Here is a 19,055-nt window from a genome sequence, read left to right as displayed (position 1 = left end):
ACGCAGCCCTTCGGGAGGGGGTCCGCGCGCCGATCAGCCAGCGCCTCCCCCACGCCCTCCACGCCGCGGCTTCGGCTCTTGACCCCCTTGCTCGCGCCGGTGGCCGGGTCGTAGACGGGGACCCCCATGGGCGGCGCGTCGCCGGTCACGTAGGCCGTCGAAGTCGCGCGCGAGGCCTTTGGAGCAGTCCTTCACCGGGGAGCTCGCGGAGGCCCGCTCCGACGCTCGTCCGGCGAGAACGAGGGCGATGACCGTCGCGAGAGGTCGCCGTAACCTACATGGATCATCGCGGACTCAGCATCGGAAGACCTCGGCGACGCGCCGGCGCCGCCGACGCTCATCGTCTTCCAGCAGGCTGCACGAACAGTTCGTGGCCGCTCTCACGCTGGGATCGGCCAAGGGCTAGGAGTGGCCCGCGAGCAGGGCGTGGAAGCGGGCGGCCACGTGGTCCCACGCCCATTCGGCCGCCACCCAGCCGCGGCCGACCGCCCCCATCTTGCGCGCCTTGCCGGGGTCGCTCAGCAGCTCGACGACGGCCCGCGCGATGTCCTCGACGTCCTCGCCGTCGACGACCAGGCCCGTCTCTCCTGGCCGCACCGCGTCGGTCGTGCCACCGGAGGCGCCCACGACCACCGGCAGCCCGGCCGCCGACGCCTCCAGGAACACGATCCCGAGCCCTTCCACGTCCAGCCCGTTCCACCGCGTACGGCACGGCATCGCGAACACGTCGCCGGCCGCGTAGTAGCCGGGCAGCTCGGCCGCCGGCACCGTACCGGTGAATCTGACCGTCTCCTGCCCCGCCGCCAGCCGCTCCAGCGTCCCGCGGTAGGGCCCGTCGCCCACCAGCAGCAGGACGGCGTCCGGCACCGCCCGCGACACCTTCGGCCAGGCCCTGATGAGCTGGTCCTGACCCTTGCGGGGCACCAGCCGCGACACGCACACCACCACCGGCCTGTCGTCGAGGCCCAGCTCGGCCCTGACGGACCGGCGGGCCGCGCCCGGGCGGAACTGGGCGGTGTCCACGCCCGGAGCGAGGCGTACGAGCTTGGCCGGGGGGATGGCCGCCGCCAGGCGGGCCCGTGTGTACTCGCCCAGATACGTCACCACGTCGGCGTGCTCGCCGATCCTGCGCAGCGCGGGACGGAATCCGGGCAGGCTCGCCCACGACGCCTCGTGCCCGTGGGTGAGCATCACCACGCGCCGCGCGCCCGCCGCGCGCAGCCGCGGCGCGAGCAGGCCGAGCGGCGCCGCCGCGCCGAACACGACGGTCCGCGTGCGGTGCCGGGCCACCAGGGCGGCGGCCCGGCGCGCGACGGCCGGGGTCGGCAGCATGAGCCGCGTGGGATGCCGCACGATCCGGTACGGCTGGCGCCGGTCGAAGTCCGCGCACCCCGGCCAGGCGGGGGCGTAGACGATCACACCCGGCGTGCGCAGCGCGAGCCCGTGCACGAACGACTGGATCCCGCCCGGCCTGGGCGGGAAGTCGTTCGTGACGAAGAGCACGTCCGCATGGGTCACGACACCGGGACGCCGTTCAGCTCGGCCCATGAGCGGGCCAGGGCGATGCGCTCAGGGCTGGAAGGATGGGAGGCATACAGCACATATTCCACCGCATCCGGCGACAAGTCGGAAATATTGGTAACTGCCAGCCGTTTCTGCATGGCGATGAACGTCGCCGGATCCCGGGTGAGGTCGAGCGCGTGCACGTCCGCCCTGGCCTCGATGTGGCGGCTGATCACGTTCTGGGCTGGGCCCATGATGAGCGAGCCCAGGGTCATCAGGCCCATGACCACGCCGACCGCGCGTGGATCGGCGATGGAGGCGACGCCGGCGCGGCGGCGTACCGAGCCGAACACGAGGTACAGCAGGACCGCGCCGAGCGCCGCGCCCAGGGCGCCGACGAGCGTGCCGTAGAGCACGTCGTCGGCCTTCGCGTGGCCCAGCTCATGGGCGACGACCAGCTCGACCTGGGGCTGCGGGGCCTTGAGCAGCGTGTCGTAGACGACGATCCTGCGGGTGGCGCCGAAGCCCGACACGTACGCGTTGAGCGCCGTCGTACGCCGTGAGGCGTCGGCGACCAGCACGTCCCGCACCGGCACGCCGTCGCGCTCGGCCATGTCCAGCAGGTTGTCGCGCAGCGAGCCCTGCGGCATGGACGTGAAGTCGTTGAACAGCGGCTCGAACACCACCGGGTAGACGAACGACATCGCCACGGTCAGCGCGCACGCCCCCGCGGCCGCCGGGATCCACCACCGCCGCATCCTGCGGGCCAGCGCGACGAGGACGAGCAGCATGAGGCAGAGCAGGAAGGCCTCCACCCCGAGGCTCTTCAGCCGGTCGGCGGTCCAGCCCGCCCAGTCCTGGGTGGACAGACCGTAGTCGCGCAGCACCGTCTCGAACCAGACGCCGAGCGGCCACCTGACCGCCTCGACGATCGCGGTGAGCACCAGGACGCCGACGATCACCCGCACCCACCAGGGGCCTCTCAGCCGGCCCAGCACCCTGGCCCCGAACGGGGTGGCCACGAGGAGGGCGGCGAAGGCCAGCGTGAGCGCCAGCCCGAGATAGCTCGGCAGGGACGTGGCCGCGTCGAACGCCTGCGCCCTGGCGATCTCGGCGGCGGTGAAGTCGCGCGCCGGGTCGGGTGGCCCCGCGGTCAGGGCGTGCCACGGCGTGCTGAAGGCGGCCACGGCCAGGATCACGGCCGCGAGCACCCCCAGCACCACGGCGGCCTGCCGCCTGAACCGGCGCTCAGCCGGGCCGAGCGCCGAATCCGGCCCAGGGGCGGGCCCCTGGTCGGGGTCCGGACCGGGCTCAGGGTCGGGCGTCGTCACGGGCATGCCGTCCCCCTGCCCACGCTCGTGACGTGTCCACGCGCCCGGCGGGCCGTCCTCCGTCGCGGCGCCCGCGCGGTCCTGCGCCGTCACGGCTCCCGCGGGGACGCCGTCAACGGGTCCGCCCGTCTCCCCGCCCGCCTCGGCCTCCTCCGACGGGCCGTCCGCGTCCTGACGTCCGCTCATGTCCCTCCCCCTTCACGCGAGCTGCTCCCGCACGTACACGCGCCACCGTGCGGTCAGCGTGGCCACGGAGAGCCCGAGCACGGCGAGCGCCGCGCGGACGTCGGCGGCCTGCGCATCACGGTAGAGCCTCACCAGGCTCCTCTCACCGAAACGGCGGGAAAGGAAGCGACACGCCAGCCAGGCCTCCTGGTACGCCAGCGCGAGCCGTCCCGGGCCGGGTCCGCCCACGGCGAACGCCTCGGGCCCCGGCAGGGCGGCCGGCACGCGCCCGGCACGCACCTCGGCGGCCAGTTCGGCGGCGGCCGTGCGCACGGGCAGCCCGGCGTCCCGGTAGGCCACGTAGTCGGCGAAGCCCTCGTAGAGCCAGACGGGCAGTCCGCCGGTGCCCGCGGCGACGTGGGTCAGCTCGTGGGTGAGGACGACGTCCTTGCCGAACGAGGTGAGCTTGCCGAACGACTCGGGGACGACGATAACCCGGCCGTCGTCGGCCACGGCCGCCAGCCCGTCGAGAGGCCCGGAGCCGGCCAGCCTGGCGGCGTCCTGCGCGGTGTCGGGGACGATGACCACGGGCCGTACGGGGCGGCCGAGCACGGCCGCGACCCGCAGCGCCGCCGAGTCGGCGCGGCGGGCGAGCTCGTCGAGCGTGCCGGGCGCGGCATGGTGGCCGGTGACGAGGGAACGTGCCCCGCGGGCGAGGGCCTGGCCGTCCGGCCACAGGTCGCGGGCAGGCGCGGGCAGGACGGGCGGGCCGGGAGCGGGGGCGTCGGCGGCCAGGCCGAGGAAAAGGAACGCGGTCAGCGCGGCTCGTCGGCTCACCTGCTGGGACACGCTGCCGATCGTAGTGGGGGCCGGCGCGTACGACGGCGCTGAGAACGGTGACGGGGAGACGGGAGCCCGCCCGGGGTCCTGGGAGGTCACCCAGGCCCCGGGCGGGGCTTCGTCACAGGCCGGGACGGACCGCGCCGACGAACGACGACTTGCGCCATCCGCCCAGCTTGTCGATGCGCACCCGTTCGCCTGTCCGCGGCGAATGGATCATTTTGCCCTTGCCGACGTACATGCCCACGTGGCCGAGCCCGTTGAAGAACATGAGGTCGCCTGGCTTGAGGTTCTTCCAGGAGACCTTGTTCCTGATGCGGGCGAACTGGCTGCTCGCCACGCGCGGGAGCTTCACCCCGGCCTTGTTCCAGGCGAACTGGACGAGGCCGGAGCAGTCGAACGAACCAGGCCCTGTGGCGCCGTAACGGTACGGGTCACCGATCTGGTTCTTGGCCACGGTGAGGGCCTTGCCGGCCTTCACCTTCTGCCGAGCGATCTTGGCTGCTCGCTTCCGGGCGGCCTTGGCCGACTTCGCGGTGCTGGCGGCCGTGACCGCCCTCACCGAGGAGACGCCGGCCGTGTCGCTCGTCGTCGCCGCCTGGGCCGCCGGGGCATGGAGGACCAGACCTCCGGCCGTCACGGTCATCGTGAGCGCTGCGCCACGCAGGGCAAGGCGGGACAGACGGGGGTTATGCAGGGAGGTAGACAGGATTTCTCCTTGGCTCTTCCACGAACGCCTACCGGGTTAGCTGTCGGATTCGGGCCTGGAAGTCGCCCTACGGCGCGATTGGCGCGCCGATTCACCCCTGATCCCTGGGGAACTGGGATCGCTGGGTCCCCGGTTCCGTGCCTCCTGGCTGCACGGATTCGGCAGGCCATCGCCCCGATTCAGCAGGTGTGCCATGGGGATGTCGCGGCGATGACCAGCGGATCTTTATCTGTCTTCACATCGGGAGGGACCGATGCGGGGTCGCGGCGTCATGGCTTGTGCACCGCGACGACGCCAGAAGCTACGCGGAACGGTCAAGGATCGGCAAAAGCACAGTCAGCCGGTAAAGATCCAAAAAGGTGTCTGTAAATTCCCGAACCCCTGCTGGAACAGATGCGCCGTTACCAAAAAGTGACCCTACTCACACTTCTGGCCACGCTCATCTGTCAGGAGCCATATGTCGCCTTTGTCACATATTTCGCCCTGCCGCGCGAGACCCGCGGTGATCACAGAGTGGCGGAACGTGGCGGAACACGACTGCGGGACGGGCGGGAGCCGCCCCGGCGGCGCCCCGGCGGCGCCCCGGCGGGGGCAACGATGGTGCGTCGTAGGTGGGTGACGGGCGGATCTACGGGCGGACGGCGCCCACGAGGCCCCTGCCGTAGGAGGAGAGGGTGACCACCTTGACCACGTCGCCCGTCTGCGGCGCATGGACGATCTTTCCGTTGCCCGCATAAATGCTGACGTGTCCCAGGCCCTCGCTGAAGATGAGGTCCCCGGGCTGCAGCGCGTTCAGCGACACCCTGCGGCTCGCGCCCCACGACCACTGCGACCACGTCGTCCTCGGCAGCGACACGCCGGCCGCCCGCCAGGCCGCCTGGGTCAGCCCCGAGCAGTCGTAGCCGCCCGGCCCGGTCCCGCCGAACACGTACGGCTTGCCGACCTGCGCGAACGCGAACCGCAGCACCGCCGCGGCGTTCCCGGAGGCGGACCCGGTGTACTCGATGCCGGTGCTGTTCGGGTCGCCGGTCCTGTAGGCGCCCAGCTTCTTCAGCAGCTTCTTCTGCTTGGCGATGAGGCCGAGGATCTCCTTGCGCTCCTTCTCGACCTGGCCGCGCACCTCGTCGGCGGACCGCAGCGCGTCCTGCGCCTTGTCGCGTTCCTTCTTCAGCCCGCGGTTCTCCCGGTCGAACGCGGCCAGCTTCTGCGAGCGCTCCTTGGCCATCTGCCCGGCCAGCGCCATCCCGGCCAGCCGTCCCTGCGGATTCTCGGAGCCGACCAGCCCAGGAAGGGAGGTGGCGTACTCGCCGACCCGGTAGACGCTTGCGGCCATGTCGGCGATCTCGACGCGCAGGTTCGCGACCGTACGGAGCTTGCGCTTGTAGCTCTTGTTCAGCTTGGTGTAGGAGCCCTTGGCCTTCTTGTAGCGCTCGGTCGCCGCGTTGTAACGGTCGACGACCTTGTCGGCCTTGTGGTTGAGCTTGTCGAGCTTGGCCTTGGCCTGCCCGATGGTGGGCTTCGGATCAGCGAGCGCAACCCCCATGGGGGACACCATCAGCCCGAACGCGAGACCCACGGCCACCGGCACCCGGCCAAACCTCACTGCGTCGCCTCCCAGGGATCTTTACTGGGGCGAAATAGTACAGAAGTGGCGGGTGGGGTCTCACCCGAACAGACCAATTTGTAACTTAAGCCCGGCCCAGGCGGCGCAGCAGCAAGCCAGAAGGAACGGGTCTGGCTCCCATCCGCCTGACGGACTCGGCCACCTCCCGGTCCGACGACACCACGGCGATGGCGCGGCCGGGCGGCTCGGCGCGTACGAGCTGGCGGATCAGGTCGTCGGCGATCTCCCCCGGCGCGCTGAACAGCACCCGCACCCCCCGCGGCGCCACGACCTGCACAGGGGCGTTGAGCTCGGCCCCGTCGAAGACCGCGGTCACCTCGACCCTGGTCTGCGCCACCAGCCCGCCCAGCCCGGTCATCAGCCGGTTGCGCTGGTCGGCGAGGGTGAGCGTGCCGTAGCCGGTCTTGGTGACGTTGTAGCCGTCGATGATCAGATGGACCTGCGGCAGCGCGAGCAGCTGGTCGAGGAGCTGCGGGTCGTCGTCGGCGAGCGCACGCGCGGGCACGCGCACACCCGGCCGCTCGCCGGTGACCGCGGCGACCGAGTCGGCCGGCCGGCTGATCGTGGTGGGCAGGGCCAGCTCCCTGCGCAGCCCGGCGGAGGCGTCCTGCAGCGCGTCGAGCAGCACCCTTATGCGGGCGTCCTCGATGCTCCTGCCCTCGCGCGCGGCCCGGCGCGAGGCTTCGAGCTGCTTCTCCACGTCCGACAACCGCTCGCGCAGCCGCCGCAGCTCGGACTCGCCGGCGCTGCCCGCGACCGAGGCGGCCGTGCGCGCCTCCTCGGCGGTCCGCTCCATCTCCTCGGCCCGCCGCATCGCGGCCTTGGCCCGCTCGCGGGCGTCGTGAAGCCTGCGGCGCAGATCGGAGTTCTCCGCGCGGGCCGCCTTGACCTGCTCGCGCAGGCGGTCGGTATCCTCCTTGGCCGCGCTTTTCTGCGCGGCGAGCTGCTCGCGCAGCCGGGCGACGACCTCCTCGCGCTCGGAGTCCTCGGCGGCCGCCAGCGACTGCTCCAGGTCGGCGCGGGCGGTCTCGATCATCTCCGCCCAGCCCGGCGGGCGCGTGAGATAGGCGGCCGCGGCCACGAGCACGGGATCTGCGGCGGGCGGCACGTTGCCCTCGGCGAGCGAGGCGACCAGCTCGGGCCAGCCCGCGGTCACGGACTCGGCGACCAGCTCGCGGAACTTCTTGTCGTTCTCCAGCTGCGCCGCGATGGGGGCGCCGGCCAGCTTGGCCCGCTTGCGGGGGTCGAATTTGGCGATGCCCCGCAGCGGCGGCGGGATGGCGGCAGCGGGCATCGTGCCGAGAACTTGAGACGCCAAGTCGACGACATTCAGCCGCACCTGCTCGGGAAGCGGGCGAGACAGGCCTTCACCCGCTGAACTCATCCCACTTGTCCCTTCGTGACATGCCCTTTCAGACAAGGGTACGGCTGCCGCGTACCTGACCGTAACGGCCACTCCACTGTGGACAAGCGCTTGGCCACGGCCGGCGGGCCGCGTCGGCGCGGGCGCCCACCAGGGGGGCCGGCACGGCCGGCCCCCCTGGTGGGCGCGGCGTCGCACCGCCGCTCGTGACCCCACCGGACCGGGCGGGACCGTGCCGGCGTCGCACGGGACGGCTGCGCCACGGGCCCGGTGCGGGCGCCGGTCGGCCGGGTCGCCGGGACCCCGGCGCGAAAAGCTGGAATTCCAGCGGCCGGCCGGCGAGAGAACGCCGCGATCGTGGTGCCGGCCGCATGGTGCCCCCGCTACGAACCCGCGTCGTAGACCAGCAGCGCGACCTGCACCCGGTTGTTGAGGTCGAGCTTGGTCAGGATGCGCGACACGTGCGCCTTGACCGTGGGCACGCTCATGAACAGCTCACCCGCGATGTCGGCGTTCGACTTGCCCTGGCCGACGGCCGTCGCCACCTCCCGCTCCCGCTCGCTGAGCCGGTCGAGCAGCTTCTTCGCGCGCTGTGTACGCTGGTCCGCGCCGCCGTCGGACACGTGCGTGATGAGCTGCCGCGTGACCGCCGGCGACAGGATCGGCTCGCCCGCGGCCACCTTCCTGATCGCACGCACCAGGTCAGCGGGCGCGATGTCCTTCAGCAGGAACCCGGCCGCCCCCGCCCGCAGCGCGCGCAACACCTGGGCGTCGGCGTGGAACGTGGTCAGCACCACCACCTCGGGCGGCGAGGAGGTGCGGCGCAGCGCCTCGGTGGCGGTGAGCCCGTCGACGCCCGGCATGCGGATGTCCATCAGCACCACGTCGGGGCGGTGCTCGGCCACCATGGGCGGCACCTCGGAGCCGTCGCCCGCCTCGCCGACGATCTCGATGTCGCCCGCGCCGCCGAGGATCATCGAGAGCCCGGCCCGCACCATCGCGTCGTCGTCGACGATCAGCAGCCTGATCGGCCCGCCGGCCGGAGTGGTCATGCGTCCTCCCGAGTCGTCTTCGCCGGCCACGGTAGCCAGGCGCGTACCAGGAACTCGCCCTCAGGCGTCGGGCCGTGCTCCAGCCTGCCGCCCGCCAGCTCGGCGCGTTCCGTCAGCCCGATGAGCCCCGCGCCCGCGCCGGGGATGCGCAGGCCGTGACGGGCTCGCATCGGGTTGCGCACCTCCACCGACACCCCCTTGCCCCGCCTTCCCGCCACCGTGACGGCCACCGGCGCGCCTCCCGCGTGTTTGCGAGCGTTGGTGAGCGCCTCCTGGACGATGCGGTAGAGGTTACGGCCCAGCCCTTCCGGCGCGTCCTCCACCCCGAGGGTCAGCCGCACGTCCATGCCCGCCAGCCGGCATTCCCCGGCCAGCTTGGGCAGGTCGGCGAGCGTGGGCTGCGGGCGCTCCGGCACCGGCTCCTCCCCTTCGTCCTGGTCGCCCGGCCTGACGGCGCGCAGCACGCCGATCACCTCCCGCAGGTCCTGCAGCGCCAGGTGGGCGTTGTTCCTGATGGCGCTCGCCGCCCTGGCGATCTCCTCGGTGGGCGCGTCCGGGCGGAACTCCAGCGCGCCGGCGTGCAGGCTGAGCATCGAGATGCGGTGGGCGAGCACGTCGTGCATCTCCCTGGCGATGCGCTCGCGCTCGCTCCGCCTGGCCTCGTCCGCGGCCACCTCGGCCTGCTGCCTGAGCGACCAGATGACCTGCCGCCTGGCCCTGACCACGATCCCCCATGCGAGCACGGTCAGGACCAACGCCACGCCCAGCGCCGCGGTCCAGCCCCGGTCGAGCTCGGTCCGCGGCCGCAGCAAGACGTAGGGCGCCAGCGTGACGAGGGAGAACAGCGCGACCGGCCCGGAAATCTTGAACGGCCGGTGCACCGCCACCGTGAACAGCGCCACGATGGAGGCGCCTCCGGGCAGTTCCAGGTAGGACGAGAACAGCATCGTCACCACGGCCAGGCCGACCGGCCACCTGCGCCGCAGCCACACCGCCGCGCACGACAACGCTCCCAGGATCTGCTCGGCGGTCTGCAGCGGCGCGGGCGCGTTCTGGATCTCCGGCAGGGACAGCACCGTCAGGCCGCAGGCCAGCAGGAACATGAGGGTGTCGACGATCCAGTCGCGGGTCGAGCGGCGCACGCGCCCGCCCTCGCGGGCGTCGCCGAGCAGCACCGACGGCAGGGCCCATCGATATTCGTGGGCGTGGACGCCGTCGTCCTGGTGTGCCGTCACGTCCATCGAGGTTAGGCCCTGCCAGGTGTGAGACGACAGCGACCAAAGTCGATGCGGGCCGAGACCTCCGGCCGACGCGGGTGGCAGGCCGCGCCGCGAGCCTGGATCCATGCACGCGCTTCTGACGATATCGGGCTGGCTGCTGCTGTTGCAGGGCGTGGGCGGCCTGATCAACGCCCTGTTCGGATGGTGGCGGTGGGCGCACGACCTGCTCGTGGTCAACCTGCCATTTCTGGAGGGATATGAAGTGTTCGCGGCCATCGTGATCGGGGTGCTCGGCTTCGTGCTGCTGGCCGCGGCCGACGTGACGAAGAGAACGGAGGGAGACAGGTGAGCACGACCATGCTCAGGCCGCCGCGCAACCAGGCCGACCCGCGGGTGGTCCCGTGGTGGACGGTGCAGTGGCTGCTTCTCATGGCGCCGCTCGCCGTCGCGGCCGTGGCGGCGTACTGGTTCCTCACCGAGCGGCCGCTCTGGCTGGGCGCGGCGGTGGCCGTGTTCGTGGTGGCGTGCCTGGTGCTGGCGCTGGTCGCGCCGCGGGCGTACTACCGGGTGGAGCGGTGGGAGGTCACCGGCGAGGCCGTCTACACCCGCAAGGGATGGCTGACGCACACCTGGCGGGTGGCGCCGATGTCGCGGATCCAGCGGGTCGACACCGCGCGGGGGCCGGTGCAGCGACTGTTCGGACTGGCCGACGTCACGGTGACCACCGCCTCGTCGGCGGGCGCGGTCAAGATCGAGGGGCTGGACCACGAGATGGCCGCCGAGCTGGCCGAACGCCTCACCGCCATCACCCAGGCCACGCCCGGGGACGCCACGTGAACGCGCCGGGCCTGCGACCGCAGGCGCCCGGCGCGGCAGACCACGCGGGCCACGATCCCGACCGGCGCGAACCCGCCGCGCAGCGGCAGGAGGGCTGGCGGCGGCTGGCCGGACGGAGCCTGTGGGTCTCGGCCGTCAAGTCGCTGGCGCTCGTGGCCGGCGCGGTGGCCGGGCTCACCCGCTTCCTGCTGGGCCAGGACTGGCAGACCGGCGGCGTCGTCGCGGCCTGCGCGGGCGCCGCCGTGCTGATCGTGGCCGCCGTGGTGGCCTACGACCTGGCCAGGCTGCGTACCTCCCGCTGGCGGCTCACCCCCGAGCGCCTCGAACTGCGTTCGGGCATCATCACGCGCCAGCACCACTCGGTCCCGCGCGACCGGGTGCGCAGCGTGGACCTCAAGGCCGCCCCGATCCTGCGGATCTTCGGCCTGACCGTGGTCAAGGTGGGCACCGGTGAAAACTCGGGCGAGCACTCCGAGCTCACGCTCGACCCGCTGACAAGGAACGACGCCGAGACGCTCCGCCGTACCCTGCTGCACCAGCACGACGAGCGGGAGGCGCGGGACGGGCCGCTGGCCGAGCTGCGCTGGTCGTGGATCAGGTACGCGCCATTGACGGTGTGGACGGTCACCGGGACCGCGCTGGTCCTGGGCGCGCTCTACAAGCCGCTCAACGCGACCGGGCTCAAGCCGGTCACGAGCGAAGTGGCGAGCGCGCTGTGGGACTGGATCGTGACGCGGCCGCTGACGGCGGTCCCGTCGCTGCTCGCGGTCAACCTGGCCGTCGGCGTGCTCGGATCGGTGCTGCTGTTCGCCGAGTCGTGGGGCCGCTACCGCCTGGAGCAGGAGCCCGGCCGGCTGCGGCTGCGCCGGGGGCTGCTGACCACCCGGTCGCTCACCCTGGAGGTACGCAGGCTGCGCGGTGTGGAGATCAGCGAGCCGCTGCTTCTGCGGCTGGGCGGAGGCGCCCGCGTCAAGACCGTCGCCACCGGGCTGGGCGAGAAGGCCGGGAACGAGACCGAGGACGCCGCCGCGCTCGCCCCGCCCCTCCCCCGCGACCTGGCCTGGCGGCTCGCCGCCGAGGTCGCCGCGGCCGGCGGCGAAAGCCATGCGGGCAGCCCGGTGGACAACCCGGTGGACAACCCGGCGGGCAGTCCAGCCGACCGCCCGGCCGACATCCCGGCCCACACTCCGGCCGACACTCCGGCTGACTTTCGGGCTGACTTTCGGGCTGACTTTCGGGGGCCGGGCGCCGGCGTGCCCGCGTTGGTCCCGCATCCTCGGATGGCCAGGCGGCGGCGCCTCGTGCGGGCCCTGGCCGCCACCGCGCTGACGACCGCGGCGGTGGCCGCCGCGGCGGCGCTCACGCCCTGGCCGTGGGTGCGCGCCTGGGTGTGGCCGATCCCCCTCGTCGTGCTGGCGGCCGGTACCTGGGCCGCCGTCGAGGGCGCGAGGAACCTCGGGCACGCGCTGGGCGGACGGCACCTGGTCAGCAGGAAGGGCGCGGTGGTACGGCGTACGGTGGCGCTGGACCGCAGGGGCGTCTCGGGATGGACGATCACGGAGTCGTACTTCCAGCGGCGCTCGGGACTGCTGACGATCTCCGCCACCACCTCCGCGGGCCACGGGCACTACGAGGTGGTGGACGTCGGCCGCGACACCGGACTGGAACTGGCCTCCCGCGCCGTGCCCGGCCTGCTCGAACCGTTCCTCGTCAGGGGGACGACGGTGGCAAAGCAATGAGCCGCGAGATCCCCCATGGCTTGCCCATGCCCCTGTACTGGACAAACGTGATCGCGCGGCTCAAGTGCTTGCAGTCATAACGGTATTTGTCCCACTTGCAGCCGGGTTGCAGGCGCTTTAACCGCCTGCGCGGATCACCGGTCAGGAGCCCCCGGCACCGACCCGCGAGAGGGGCGGTGCCGGCCCGCGGTCAGCTGCCCTTGGGCTGCTTGGCCAGCGTCGCCATGTAGGCCTTGGCCAGGGTGAGCGCTCCGCTCATGGCCTCTTCCTCCGGCATGAGCTCGACCTTGGGCGAGTTCGTCGCCTCGCCCTCCGGCCGCTGGTGCCCCGAGTAGTCGACCCTGACGACCAGGGCGCCCTTGCGGATCGTCACGGTGCCGCTGGAGGCCGAGACCTCACCCTGCCGGGTCTTCACGTACTGCTGGTAGGCCTCCTCGCCGAGCCCGTCCACGTCGATCAGCTTGCCCCAGGTGACGTTGCCGAGCGACGAGTCGGCGGTGTTCTTGTCGCCGCCGTACTCGCTGACGTAGTAGGCCTTGGCGGCGGGCGCGTCCACCGCGCCCGTCCGGTTGGTGAAGCGGTGCACCGTGATCAGCGCGCTGCGGATCTTCTTGGTGCCCTCGCCGCCGGGCAGGTCCAGGTTGAGCCAGCGGCACTCGGTCTGGTTGTCGCCACCGACCGTGGTGCCGCGGGCGCGGGTGGTGGGCTCGGGCACGAGCTTCGTGGCCACGTCCTTCACGGCGGAGCAGTCGGTGGGGAAGACGGCCAGCACGCTCGGCGAGGGCGTCGGCCGGGCGCTCGGGGTGAGCGTGGCCTCCGACGGCTCCGGCTGGGCCAGCACGTCGGGATGTTGCGCCTGCCAGGCCGCCACGCCCTTGGCGAAGTGGCCGGCCAGCTTGGAGACCTCGCGGATCGCGTTGGCCTCCGTGATCGACTGGGTGGACTCGTTGGACAGGATCTGGGCGTCCTTACGCTGCTGGCTCGCCTGGTATTTGACCTCGATCGTCATGTCGCCGACGCGGGCGTGCGCCTCGCCGAAGGAGTACCACAGCATTTTGCCGTCGCGGCGCCAGGTGTACTGGGCGAACGCGCCGTCGCCGACGCCCTCGATGTCCTTCACCGGGGAGGTGTAGTTCTTCTCACCCGGCTCGAGCGACGGGGTGGCGGTCTCGCCGTACTTGCCGCCGCGGTAGTCGACCTCGTAGGAGTTCTGGGCCATCGCCCGGCCGGTCTTGGCGCCGTCGCCCTTGTGCTGTTCGATGCGGACGTCGATCTCCCTGCTGCGCCAGTACTCGCCGTACGAGATGCGCTGGTTCTGCCAGTTGCAGGTGAAGTTGACCGTGTAGTCCCCGTCCTTGGATCTCTTGGCGACGGTCGCGTCGGGGACGAGCCGGTCGGCCTCCTCCTTGGGCAGCATGGCGCAGACGTCCGGCCCCGTCGCGGCGGCGGCCGTGGCCGCCGTCGGTTGCGCCGTCGTCCCGCTGGTGGTCTCTCCCGGCTGGGCGAACAGCGGCGTGGAGGTCCCCGCGACCTTGCCGTAGAGCAGGTACGCCCCGACGCCGCCCGCCGCGACGAGCACGACGAGCGCGGCGGCCAGCGTGGGCAGCAGCCAGGCCGGCCGGCGCGGGCGCTGCGGCGGCATGTTGGGAGGCATGTTCGGCGGCATGTTGGGGGGCAGGTTGGGAGGCATGTTCGGCGGCTCGAACCGCATGCCCGGCACCTGGTAGGGGGTGGTAGGCGGCTGGTGCTCGCTACCGGGGTTCACAAAGACTCCTGGGGTTGCCTTGACGTGCGGGGATACATGCTAGCCACGCCCCTTGCCGGAGGCTTGCGGGCGTTCACTTCGCCAGCGACGCCGAGACCAGGCGGGCCGCGGCGATGGCCGTCTCCTTGTCCTCGGGGTCGGAGGACGGCGCGTCATCACGATGCCAGACCACCTCGCCCAGCAGGTTGCTCGTGCGGAAGAGGATGACGCTGTCGGTCGCGCCACTTTCGTTGCTGTTCAGGTGGAGCTTGAACGTGTTCTGCAGGATGGCCGCCTCCCCGACGCCTTTGACCTCCGTCACCCCGCCGCGGATCATGCGCAGGTGCCTGCCCTTGGCGGCGGCGCGGGTGGTCTTCTCGCTGTCGAAGCGGCGCTGCGCGACCTGCGGCCCGCCGAGATCGGCGCCCGGCTTCTCCGCCCAGGCGCGCACGATGAGCCGGCTGCCCGGCTTCGAGCCGTCGCGGACGAGCCACTGGCACTCGTCCGGCCTCGTGCGCATACGTTCGGGCCGGCTCTTGGTCAGCTCGCCGGCCTGGGCGCCGGTGAGCAGCGTGCACGGGTCGGGAGCCGTGGCGAACCTGCCGGTCTCCGGGCCGAGCGCGCCGGCGGCGTACCAGCCGCCCGCTCCCAGGAGCACGACCGCCGCGACCGCCGCGGGCAGCAGCCAGCGGCGGGACCGTCCGCCCGCCGGCCTCCCATGGGCGCCCGTGGTGGCGCCGGTCACGCCGTGCAGCACGTGGCGCACCTGGGCCGCCGTGGGCCTCGCCGCCGGGTCCTTCGCGAGCATGGCCATCAGCAGGCCGCCGAGCTCCCGCCCGGCCCTGACGGGGAACGGCGGCTCGTGCAGCAGCACCGCCGCCGCGACCGCGGCGGGCAGCTGCCGCTCGAACGGCGCCCTGCCCTCGACCGCCGTGTAGAGGCTGGCGCCGAGCGACCACAGGTCGGAGGCCGGCCCGGAAGGTTGCTCGTTGAGCCGCTCCGGCGCCATGTAGCCGGGCGAGCCCGCGCTGCCGAACCTGTCCGCGTGCCCGCCCATCTGCGCGGCGATGCCGAAGTCGGTCAGCATGGCCGAGCCGTCGGCGTCGAGCAGGATGTTGGCCGGCTTGACGTCCTGGTGCACCATCCCGTGCGCGTGGGCGACCTCCAGCGCGGACAGCACGCGCAGCCCGATCCCGGCGACGTACGCGGCGGGCAGAGGCCCCTGTTGCTTGATCACTTTGTCGAGCGATCGGCCGGTGACCAGGTCCATGATGATCCACGGCTGGTCGCCCTCGAGGACGACGTCGTGCACGAGCACGATCGCCGGGTCGCGCAGGCGTCCCGCGGACCTGGCCTCGTGGATGGCCAGGTTGGCGAAGTCCGCCCGCTGGTCCGGGGTCAGCCGGTCGGGCACGCGTACCTGCTTGACCGCGACCTGCCGGTCGAGCACCTCGTCGATCGCGCGCCACACCGTGCCCGCGCCGCCCTGTCCCAGCCGCTCGATCAGCCGGTAGCGGCCCGCCAGCAGGTAGAGGTCACCCGGCATCGCGCAACGCCCGTTCGCTCGCCTGCGCCACTCTCAGGGCCGCCTGCTTGACGTCGTCGTCGGTCGGCTTGTCGGCGAGCGTGGAGTATTCGACGCTCACCACCAGGTTCGCCAGCCGGTAGAAGACGTGGGCCGTGTGCACCCGGCCGGTGGGTCCCTTCAGCTCGAAGGCGAAGGCCTCCTCGCCCACGCCGCCGATCGGGCGCAGCGGCGTGCGCGTGGCCTTCCTGCTGTTCTTCACGCCGATCTCGGGCCACGTCCAGGAGATCTCGTTGTACCGGGTCCAGTAGCGTTTCTGGTTCTGGAACAGCCTGCGGGCGGCGTCGCCGGACATCGACCAGGGGTCGACGGTGTCGGAGTCCTTCTGCACCTGCAGGCCGACGCCGCTGCCCGACAGCGGCCAGCTGCACTTCGGGCCCACATCGTCGCCGTCGGGACGCCCCCCGGGCGGATTCTGCGTGCGCAGCACGCCGCCGACCTCCTGTGAGCTGAGCAGGGTGCACACGTCCATGGGCACCGTGAACGCCGACGGCACGCCGTCGTCCTCCCCCCGCAGGAAGAAGAAGGCCGTGGTGCCCGCGGCTGCCACGACCACCGCCGCGACGGCGACGGCGATCCATCGGGCCGCGCCGCCGCGCCGCTTCACCTTGGTCGGCGCGGTCACGGTCTGGGTGACCGGCAGGTGCGGCGCTTCCGCGCCTGAGGCGACCTGGCGCAGCGCGTCCACGGCCGTGCGGGCGTCGGGCCGCGCCGAGGGATGGTGCGCCATCAGGGCGGCCAGCAGCGGTCCCAGCGGGCCCGGCGCGACCGGGACCGGTTCCAAGAGTGTGGCCCGCACCCGCTGAGCCGCCGAACCGGAGTAGGCGGGGCCGCCGGTCACCGCGACGTACAGGGTGGCGCCGAGCGACCACAGATCACTCGCGGGGCCCCCGGGTTGGCCTTCGAGCCGCTCCGGAGCGATGAACCCGGGCGAGCCGATCATGAGACCCTGCTCCGTGAGCGTGGCCTGGCCCTCCTGCCTGGCAATGCCGAAGTCGGTCAGCACGACCCTGCCGCTGCCGGTCAGGAACACGTTGCCCGGCTTGACGTCGCGGTGCTGGACCCCCTGAGCGTGCGCCACGCAGAGCGCCTCCAGCACGTCGGCGCCGATCCGCGCGGCGTAGTCGGGAGGCATGGGCCCGAACTCGCGCACGGTCTCGGCGAGTGTGCGCCCGCGGAGCAGTTCCATGACCAGCCACGGCCGGTCGTTCTCGACGACCACGTCGTGCAGGGCCACGATGCCGGGGTGGCGCAGTCTCGCGGTGGCCTGCGCCTCGCGCACGGCCCTCGTGATCGAGTCGGAGCGTTCCTTGGGCGACATGCCCTCGGGCAGCGTGAGCTCCTTGACCGCGACCTCACGGTCAAGCATCTCGTCCCTGGCCTGCCACACTGTCCCCATGCCGCCCGCGCCCAGCGGGCGCAGCAGGGAGTAGCGGCCGGCAAGTCTTCCCGCGGACATAAAGGGAAGGGTAACTACTTATCGGGCTTCTACTGAACCGATTCGCGGTACGGGGCCTGGCCTCCCGGTGACAACAGGGGCCCTCGCCCGGCCTGTCACGGTGATCGGAGTGCCGGTCGTGGTTCCTGTCGGTCGGCCTCTCTATGGTCTTGGTTCGTGGACCCGGTTCAAGGCACTCTCGACGAGCTCGGCACCCCGCTGAGTGACGTCACGTTCGTCGTGTTCGACCTCGAGACGACGGGAGGTGCCCCCGCCGAAGACGCCATCACCGAGATCGGCGCGGTGAAGGTGCGGGCGGGCGAGGTGCTCGGCGAGTTCTCCACGCTGGTCGACCCCGGCGGCCCCATCCCCCCGTTCATCTCCGTGCTGACCGGCATCACCGACGCCATGGTCGTGGCCGCGCCGCGGATCGACACGGTGCTGCCGAGCTTTCTCGAGTTCATCCGCGGCGCCACGCTGGTCGCCCACAACGCCGGGTTCGACACCCGCTTCATCAAGGCCGCCTGCGCCTCGCTCGGCTATCCCCCGCCGGTCAACCCGGTCGTCGACACCGTCGACCTGGCCCGGCGCGTGCTGACCCGCGACGAGACGCCCAACGCCAAGCTGTCCACGCTGGCCAGGTTCTTCCGCAGTTCCACCGAGCCGTGCCACCGCGCCCTCCAGGACGCGAGGGCCACGGTCGACGTGCTGCACGGGCTGATCGAGCGGGCCGGGTCGTTCCAGGTCCACACGCTGGAGGAGCTCAAGTCGTTCGTCCGCGCCCCCACCCCGGAGCAGCAGCGCAAGCGCCACCTGGCCGAGTCCGTGCCGCACGCCCCCGGCGTCTACCTGTTCGAGGACGAGCGCGGCGAGGTGCTCTACATCGGCAAGAGCACCAACCTGCGCAACCGCGTGCGCTCCTACTTCACGGCGAGCGAGACCCGCCCGCGCATCCGCGAGATGATCGGCATCGCCGAGCGGGTGCGCCACATCGTCTGCGCGACCGCCCTGGAGGCGGAGGTCAGGGAGCTGCGCCTGATCGGCGGCGCCAAACCGCGCTACAACCGCCGTTCCCGCTTCCCCGAGAAGGTGGTCTGGCTCAAGCTCACCACCGACCTGTTCCCCCGCCTGTCGATCGTGCGCGAGCTCAAGGACGACGGCGCCACCTATCTCGGCCCGTTCGGCAGCTCACGCCTGGCCGACGATGCCCGCATCGCCCTGCACGAGGCGGTTCCGCTGCGCCAGTGCACGCAGCCGATCACGCTGCGCACCCGCCGGACGGCCTGCGTGCTGCACGAGATGGGCCGCTGCGGCGCCCCCTGCGAGGGAGGGACCAGCCAGGAGGAATACGCGGTGCACGCCGAGAGCGCCCGCCGCGCCATGACGCTCGACGCCTCGCTCGTCTTCTCCGCCGTGTCGGCCCGCATGGAGCGCCTGTCGGTGGAGCAGCGCTACGAGGAGGCCTCGATCGACCGCGACCGGCTGGCCGCGTTCGTCCGCGCCGCGGCCCGCATGCAGCGCCTGAGCGCCATCACTCGCATCCCCCAGTTAGTGGCCGCCAGTCCCGCCTTCGGCGGCGGCTGGGACATCCACGTGATCCGCTACGGCCGGCTGGCGGCGGCGGGCGTCATGCCGAAGGGCGCCCACCCGACCCCTTTCGTCGCCTCGCTGACGTCCGGCGCCGAGTCCGTCATCCCCGGCCCCGGGCCCGTCCACGCCGCCAGCGCCGAGGAGACCGAGTGCATCCTGCGCTGGCTGGAGTCTCCGGGGGTGCGGCTGGTGGAGGTCGACGGCGAGTGGAGCCTGCCCGCCCGGGGAGCCGCCCGGCACAAGGCGCGCATCGATCTCGCGTACCAGCGTCCTGATCGTCAGCGTCCTCAGGAGGGGCGGCCTTTGAGGTGAAAC

Annotated in this window: 15 protein-coding genes and 1 riboswitch; of the genes, 4 read left to right on the top strand and 11 right to left on the bottom strand. The window is 72.3% G+C overall.

The genetic code is table 11. From position 1 onward, the window contains the following. Positions 1-402: 402 nt before the first annotated feature. From GUY59_RS21330 to GUY59_RS21295, 8 genes are all read right to left on the bottom strand, one after another. Entirely contained in the window at positions 403-1,548 is a 1,146-nt protein-coding gene (locus GUY59_RS21330; RefSeq protein WP_138203745.1) for a glycosyltransferase family 4 protein, read from the bottom strand. Next, on the bottom strand, positions 1,515-3,020 hold the full coding sequence (locus GUY59_RS21325) for a M48 family metallopeptidase (protein WP_138203747.1): 1,506 nt from the start codon (positions 3,018-3,020) through the stop codon (positions 1,515-1,517). The genes GUY59_RS21330 and GUY59_RS21325 overlap by 34 nt, the downstream gene beginning before the upstream one ends. 12 nt (positions 3,021-3,032) lie before the next feature. Then, positions 3,033-3,848 carry a hypothetical protein gene (locus GUY59_RS21320; protein WP_138203749.1) on the bottom strand — a complete coding sequence of 272 codons (816 nt, stop codon included), beginning with the start codon at positions 3,846-3,848 and terminating at the stop codon, positions 3,033-3,035. A gap of 112 nt (positions 3,849-3,960) precedes the next feature. Then, positions 3,961-4,485 (bottom strand): C40 family peptidase, encoded by a 525-nt coding sequence (locus tag GUY59_RS21315; RefSeq protein WP_138203751.1) that lies wholly within the window; start codon positions 4,483-4,485, stop codon positions 3,961-3,963. Positions 4,486-4,558: 73 nt separating this feature from the next. Continuing rightward, positions 4,559-4,722, bottom strand: a riboswitch (cyclic di-AMP (ydaO/yuaA leader). A gap of 454 nt (positions 4,723-5,176) precedes the next feature. After that, complete coding sequence (locus tag GUY59_RS21310) at positions 5,177-6,151, bottom strand: C40 family peptidase (RefSeq protein ID WP_330849188.1); 975 nt, start codon at positions 6,149-6,151, stop codon at positions 5,177-5,179. 85 nt (positions 6,152-6,236) lie between these two features. Then, on the bottom strand, positions 6,237-7,490 hold the full coding sequence (locus tag GUY59_RS21305) for an NYN domain-containing protein (RefSeq protein ID WP_236667362.1): 1,254 nt from the start codon (positions 7,488-7,490) through the stop codon (positions 6,237-6,239). Positions 7,491-7,918: 428 nt separating this feature from the next. Further along, positions 7,919-8,587 (bottom strand): response regulator, encoded by a 669-nt coding sequence (locus tag GUY59_RS21300; protein ID WP_138203757.1) that lies wholly within the window; start codon positions 8,585-8,587, stop codon positions 7,919-7,921. Beyond that, entirely contained in the window at positions 8,584-9,822 is a 1,239-nt protein-coding gene (locus GUY59_RS21295; RefSeq protein ID WP_252375076.1) for a sensor histidine kinase, read from the bottom strand. The genes GUY59_RS21300 and GUY59_RS21295 overlap by 4 nt, the downstream gene beginning before the upstream one ends. Positions 9,823-9,931: 109 nt before the next feature. Between GUY59_RS21295 and GUY59_RS21290 the strand changes: the two genes are divergently transcribed. Genes GUY59_RS21290 through GUY59_RS21280 form a run of 3 tightly spaced genes read left to right on the top strand, consistent with a single transcriptional unit; the run spans position 9,932 to position 12,383 of the window. After that, positions 9,932-10,156, top strand: a complete 225-nt coding sequence (locus GUY59_RS21290) for a hypothetical protein (protein ID WP_138203761.1) — start codon at positions 9,932-9,934, stop codon at positions 10,154-10,156. Between the two features lie 8 nt (positions 10,157-10,164). Further along, positions 10,165-10,644, top strand: a complete 480-nt coding sequence (locus GUY59_RS21285; protein WP_138203775.1) for a PH domain-containing protein — start codon at positions 10,165-10,167, stop codon at positions 10,642-10,644. Continuing rightward, positions 10,641-12,383: a PH domain-containing protein gene (locus GUY59_RS21280; RefSeq protein ID WP_138203763.1), complete on the top strand. Its 1,743-nt coding sequence runs from the start codon at positions 10,641-10,643 to the stop codon at positions 12,381-12,383. Before GUY59_RS21285 ends, GUY59_RS21280 begins: the two co-directional genes overlap by 4 nt. Before the next feature lie 190 nt (positions 12,384-12,573). On the opposite strand, the gene GUY59_RS21275 is transcribed toward GUY59_RS21280, so the two are convergent. The 3 genes from GUY59_RS21275 to GUY59_RS21265 form a co-directional block, all read right to left on the bottom strand. Further along, positions 12,574-14,148, bottom strand: coding sequence for a hypothetical protein (locus GUY59_RS21275; RefSeq protein ID WP_161714642.1), 1,575 nt, complete (start codon positions 14,146-14,148; stop codon positions 12,574-12,576). Between the two features lie 73 nt (positions 14,149-14,221). After that, complete coding sequence (locus tag GUY59_RS21270; protein WP_138203767.1) at positions 14,222-15,673, bottom strand: serine/threonine-protein kinase; 1,452 nt, start codon at positions 15,671-15,673, stop codon at positions 14,222-14,224. Beyond that, positions 15,663-17,171 (bottom strand): serine/threonine-protein kinase, encoded by a 1,509-nt coding sequence (locus GUY59_RS21265; protein WP_138203769.1) that lies wholly within the window; start codon positions 17,169-17,171, stop codon positions 15,663-15,665. Before GUY59_RS21265 ends, GUY59_RS21270 begins: the two co-directional genes overlap by 11 nt. A 156-nt stretch (positions 17,172-17,327) precedes the next feature. Between GUY59_RS21265 and GUY59_RS21260 the strand changes: the two genes are divergently transcribed. Beyond that, entirely contained in the window at positions 17,328-19,052 is a 1,725-nt protein-coding gene (locus tag GUY59_RS21260) for a DEDD exonuclease domain-containing protein (RefSeq protein WP_138203771.1), read from the top strand. Positions 19,053-19,055 lie beyond the last annotated feature (3 nt).

It is taken from the genome of Nonomuraea sp. K271, assembly GCF_009908215.1.
GTDB classification, from domain to species: domain Bacteria; phylum Actinomycetota; class Actinomycetes; order Streptosporangiales; family Streptosporangiaceae; genus Nonomuraea; species Nonomuraea longispora.
The sequence above is the reverse complement of the archived record's forward strand: the minus strand, read 5'-3'. Positions and strand labels throughout refer to the sequence as shown.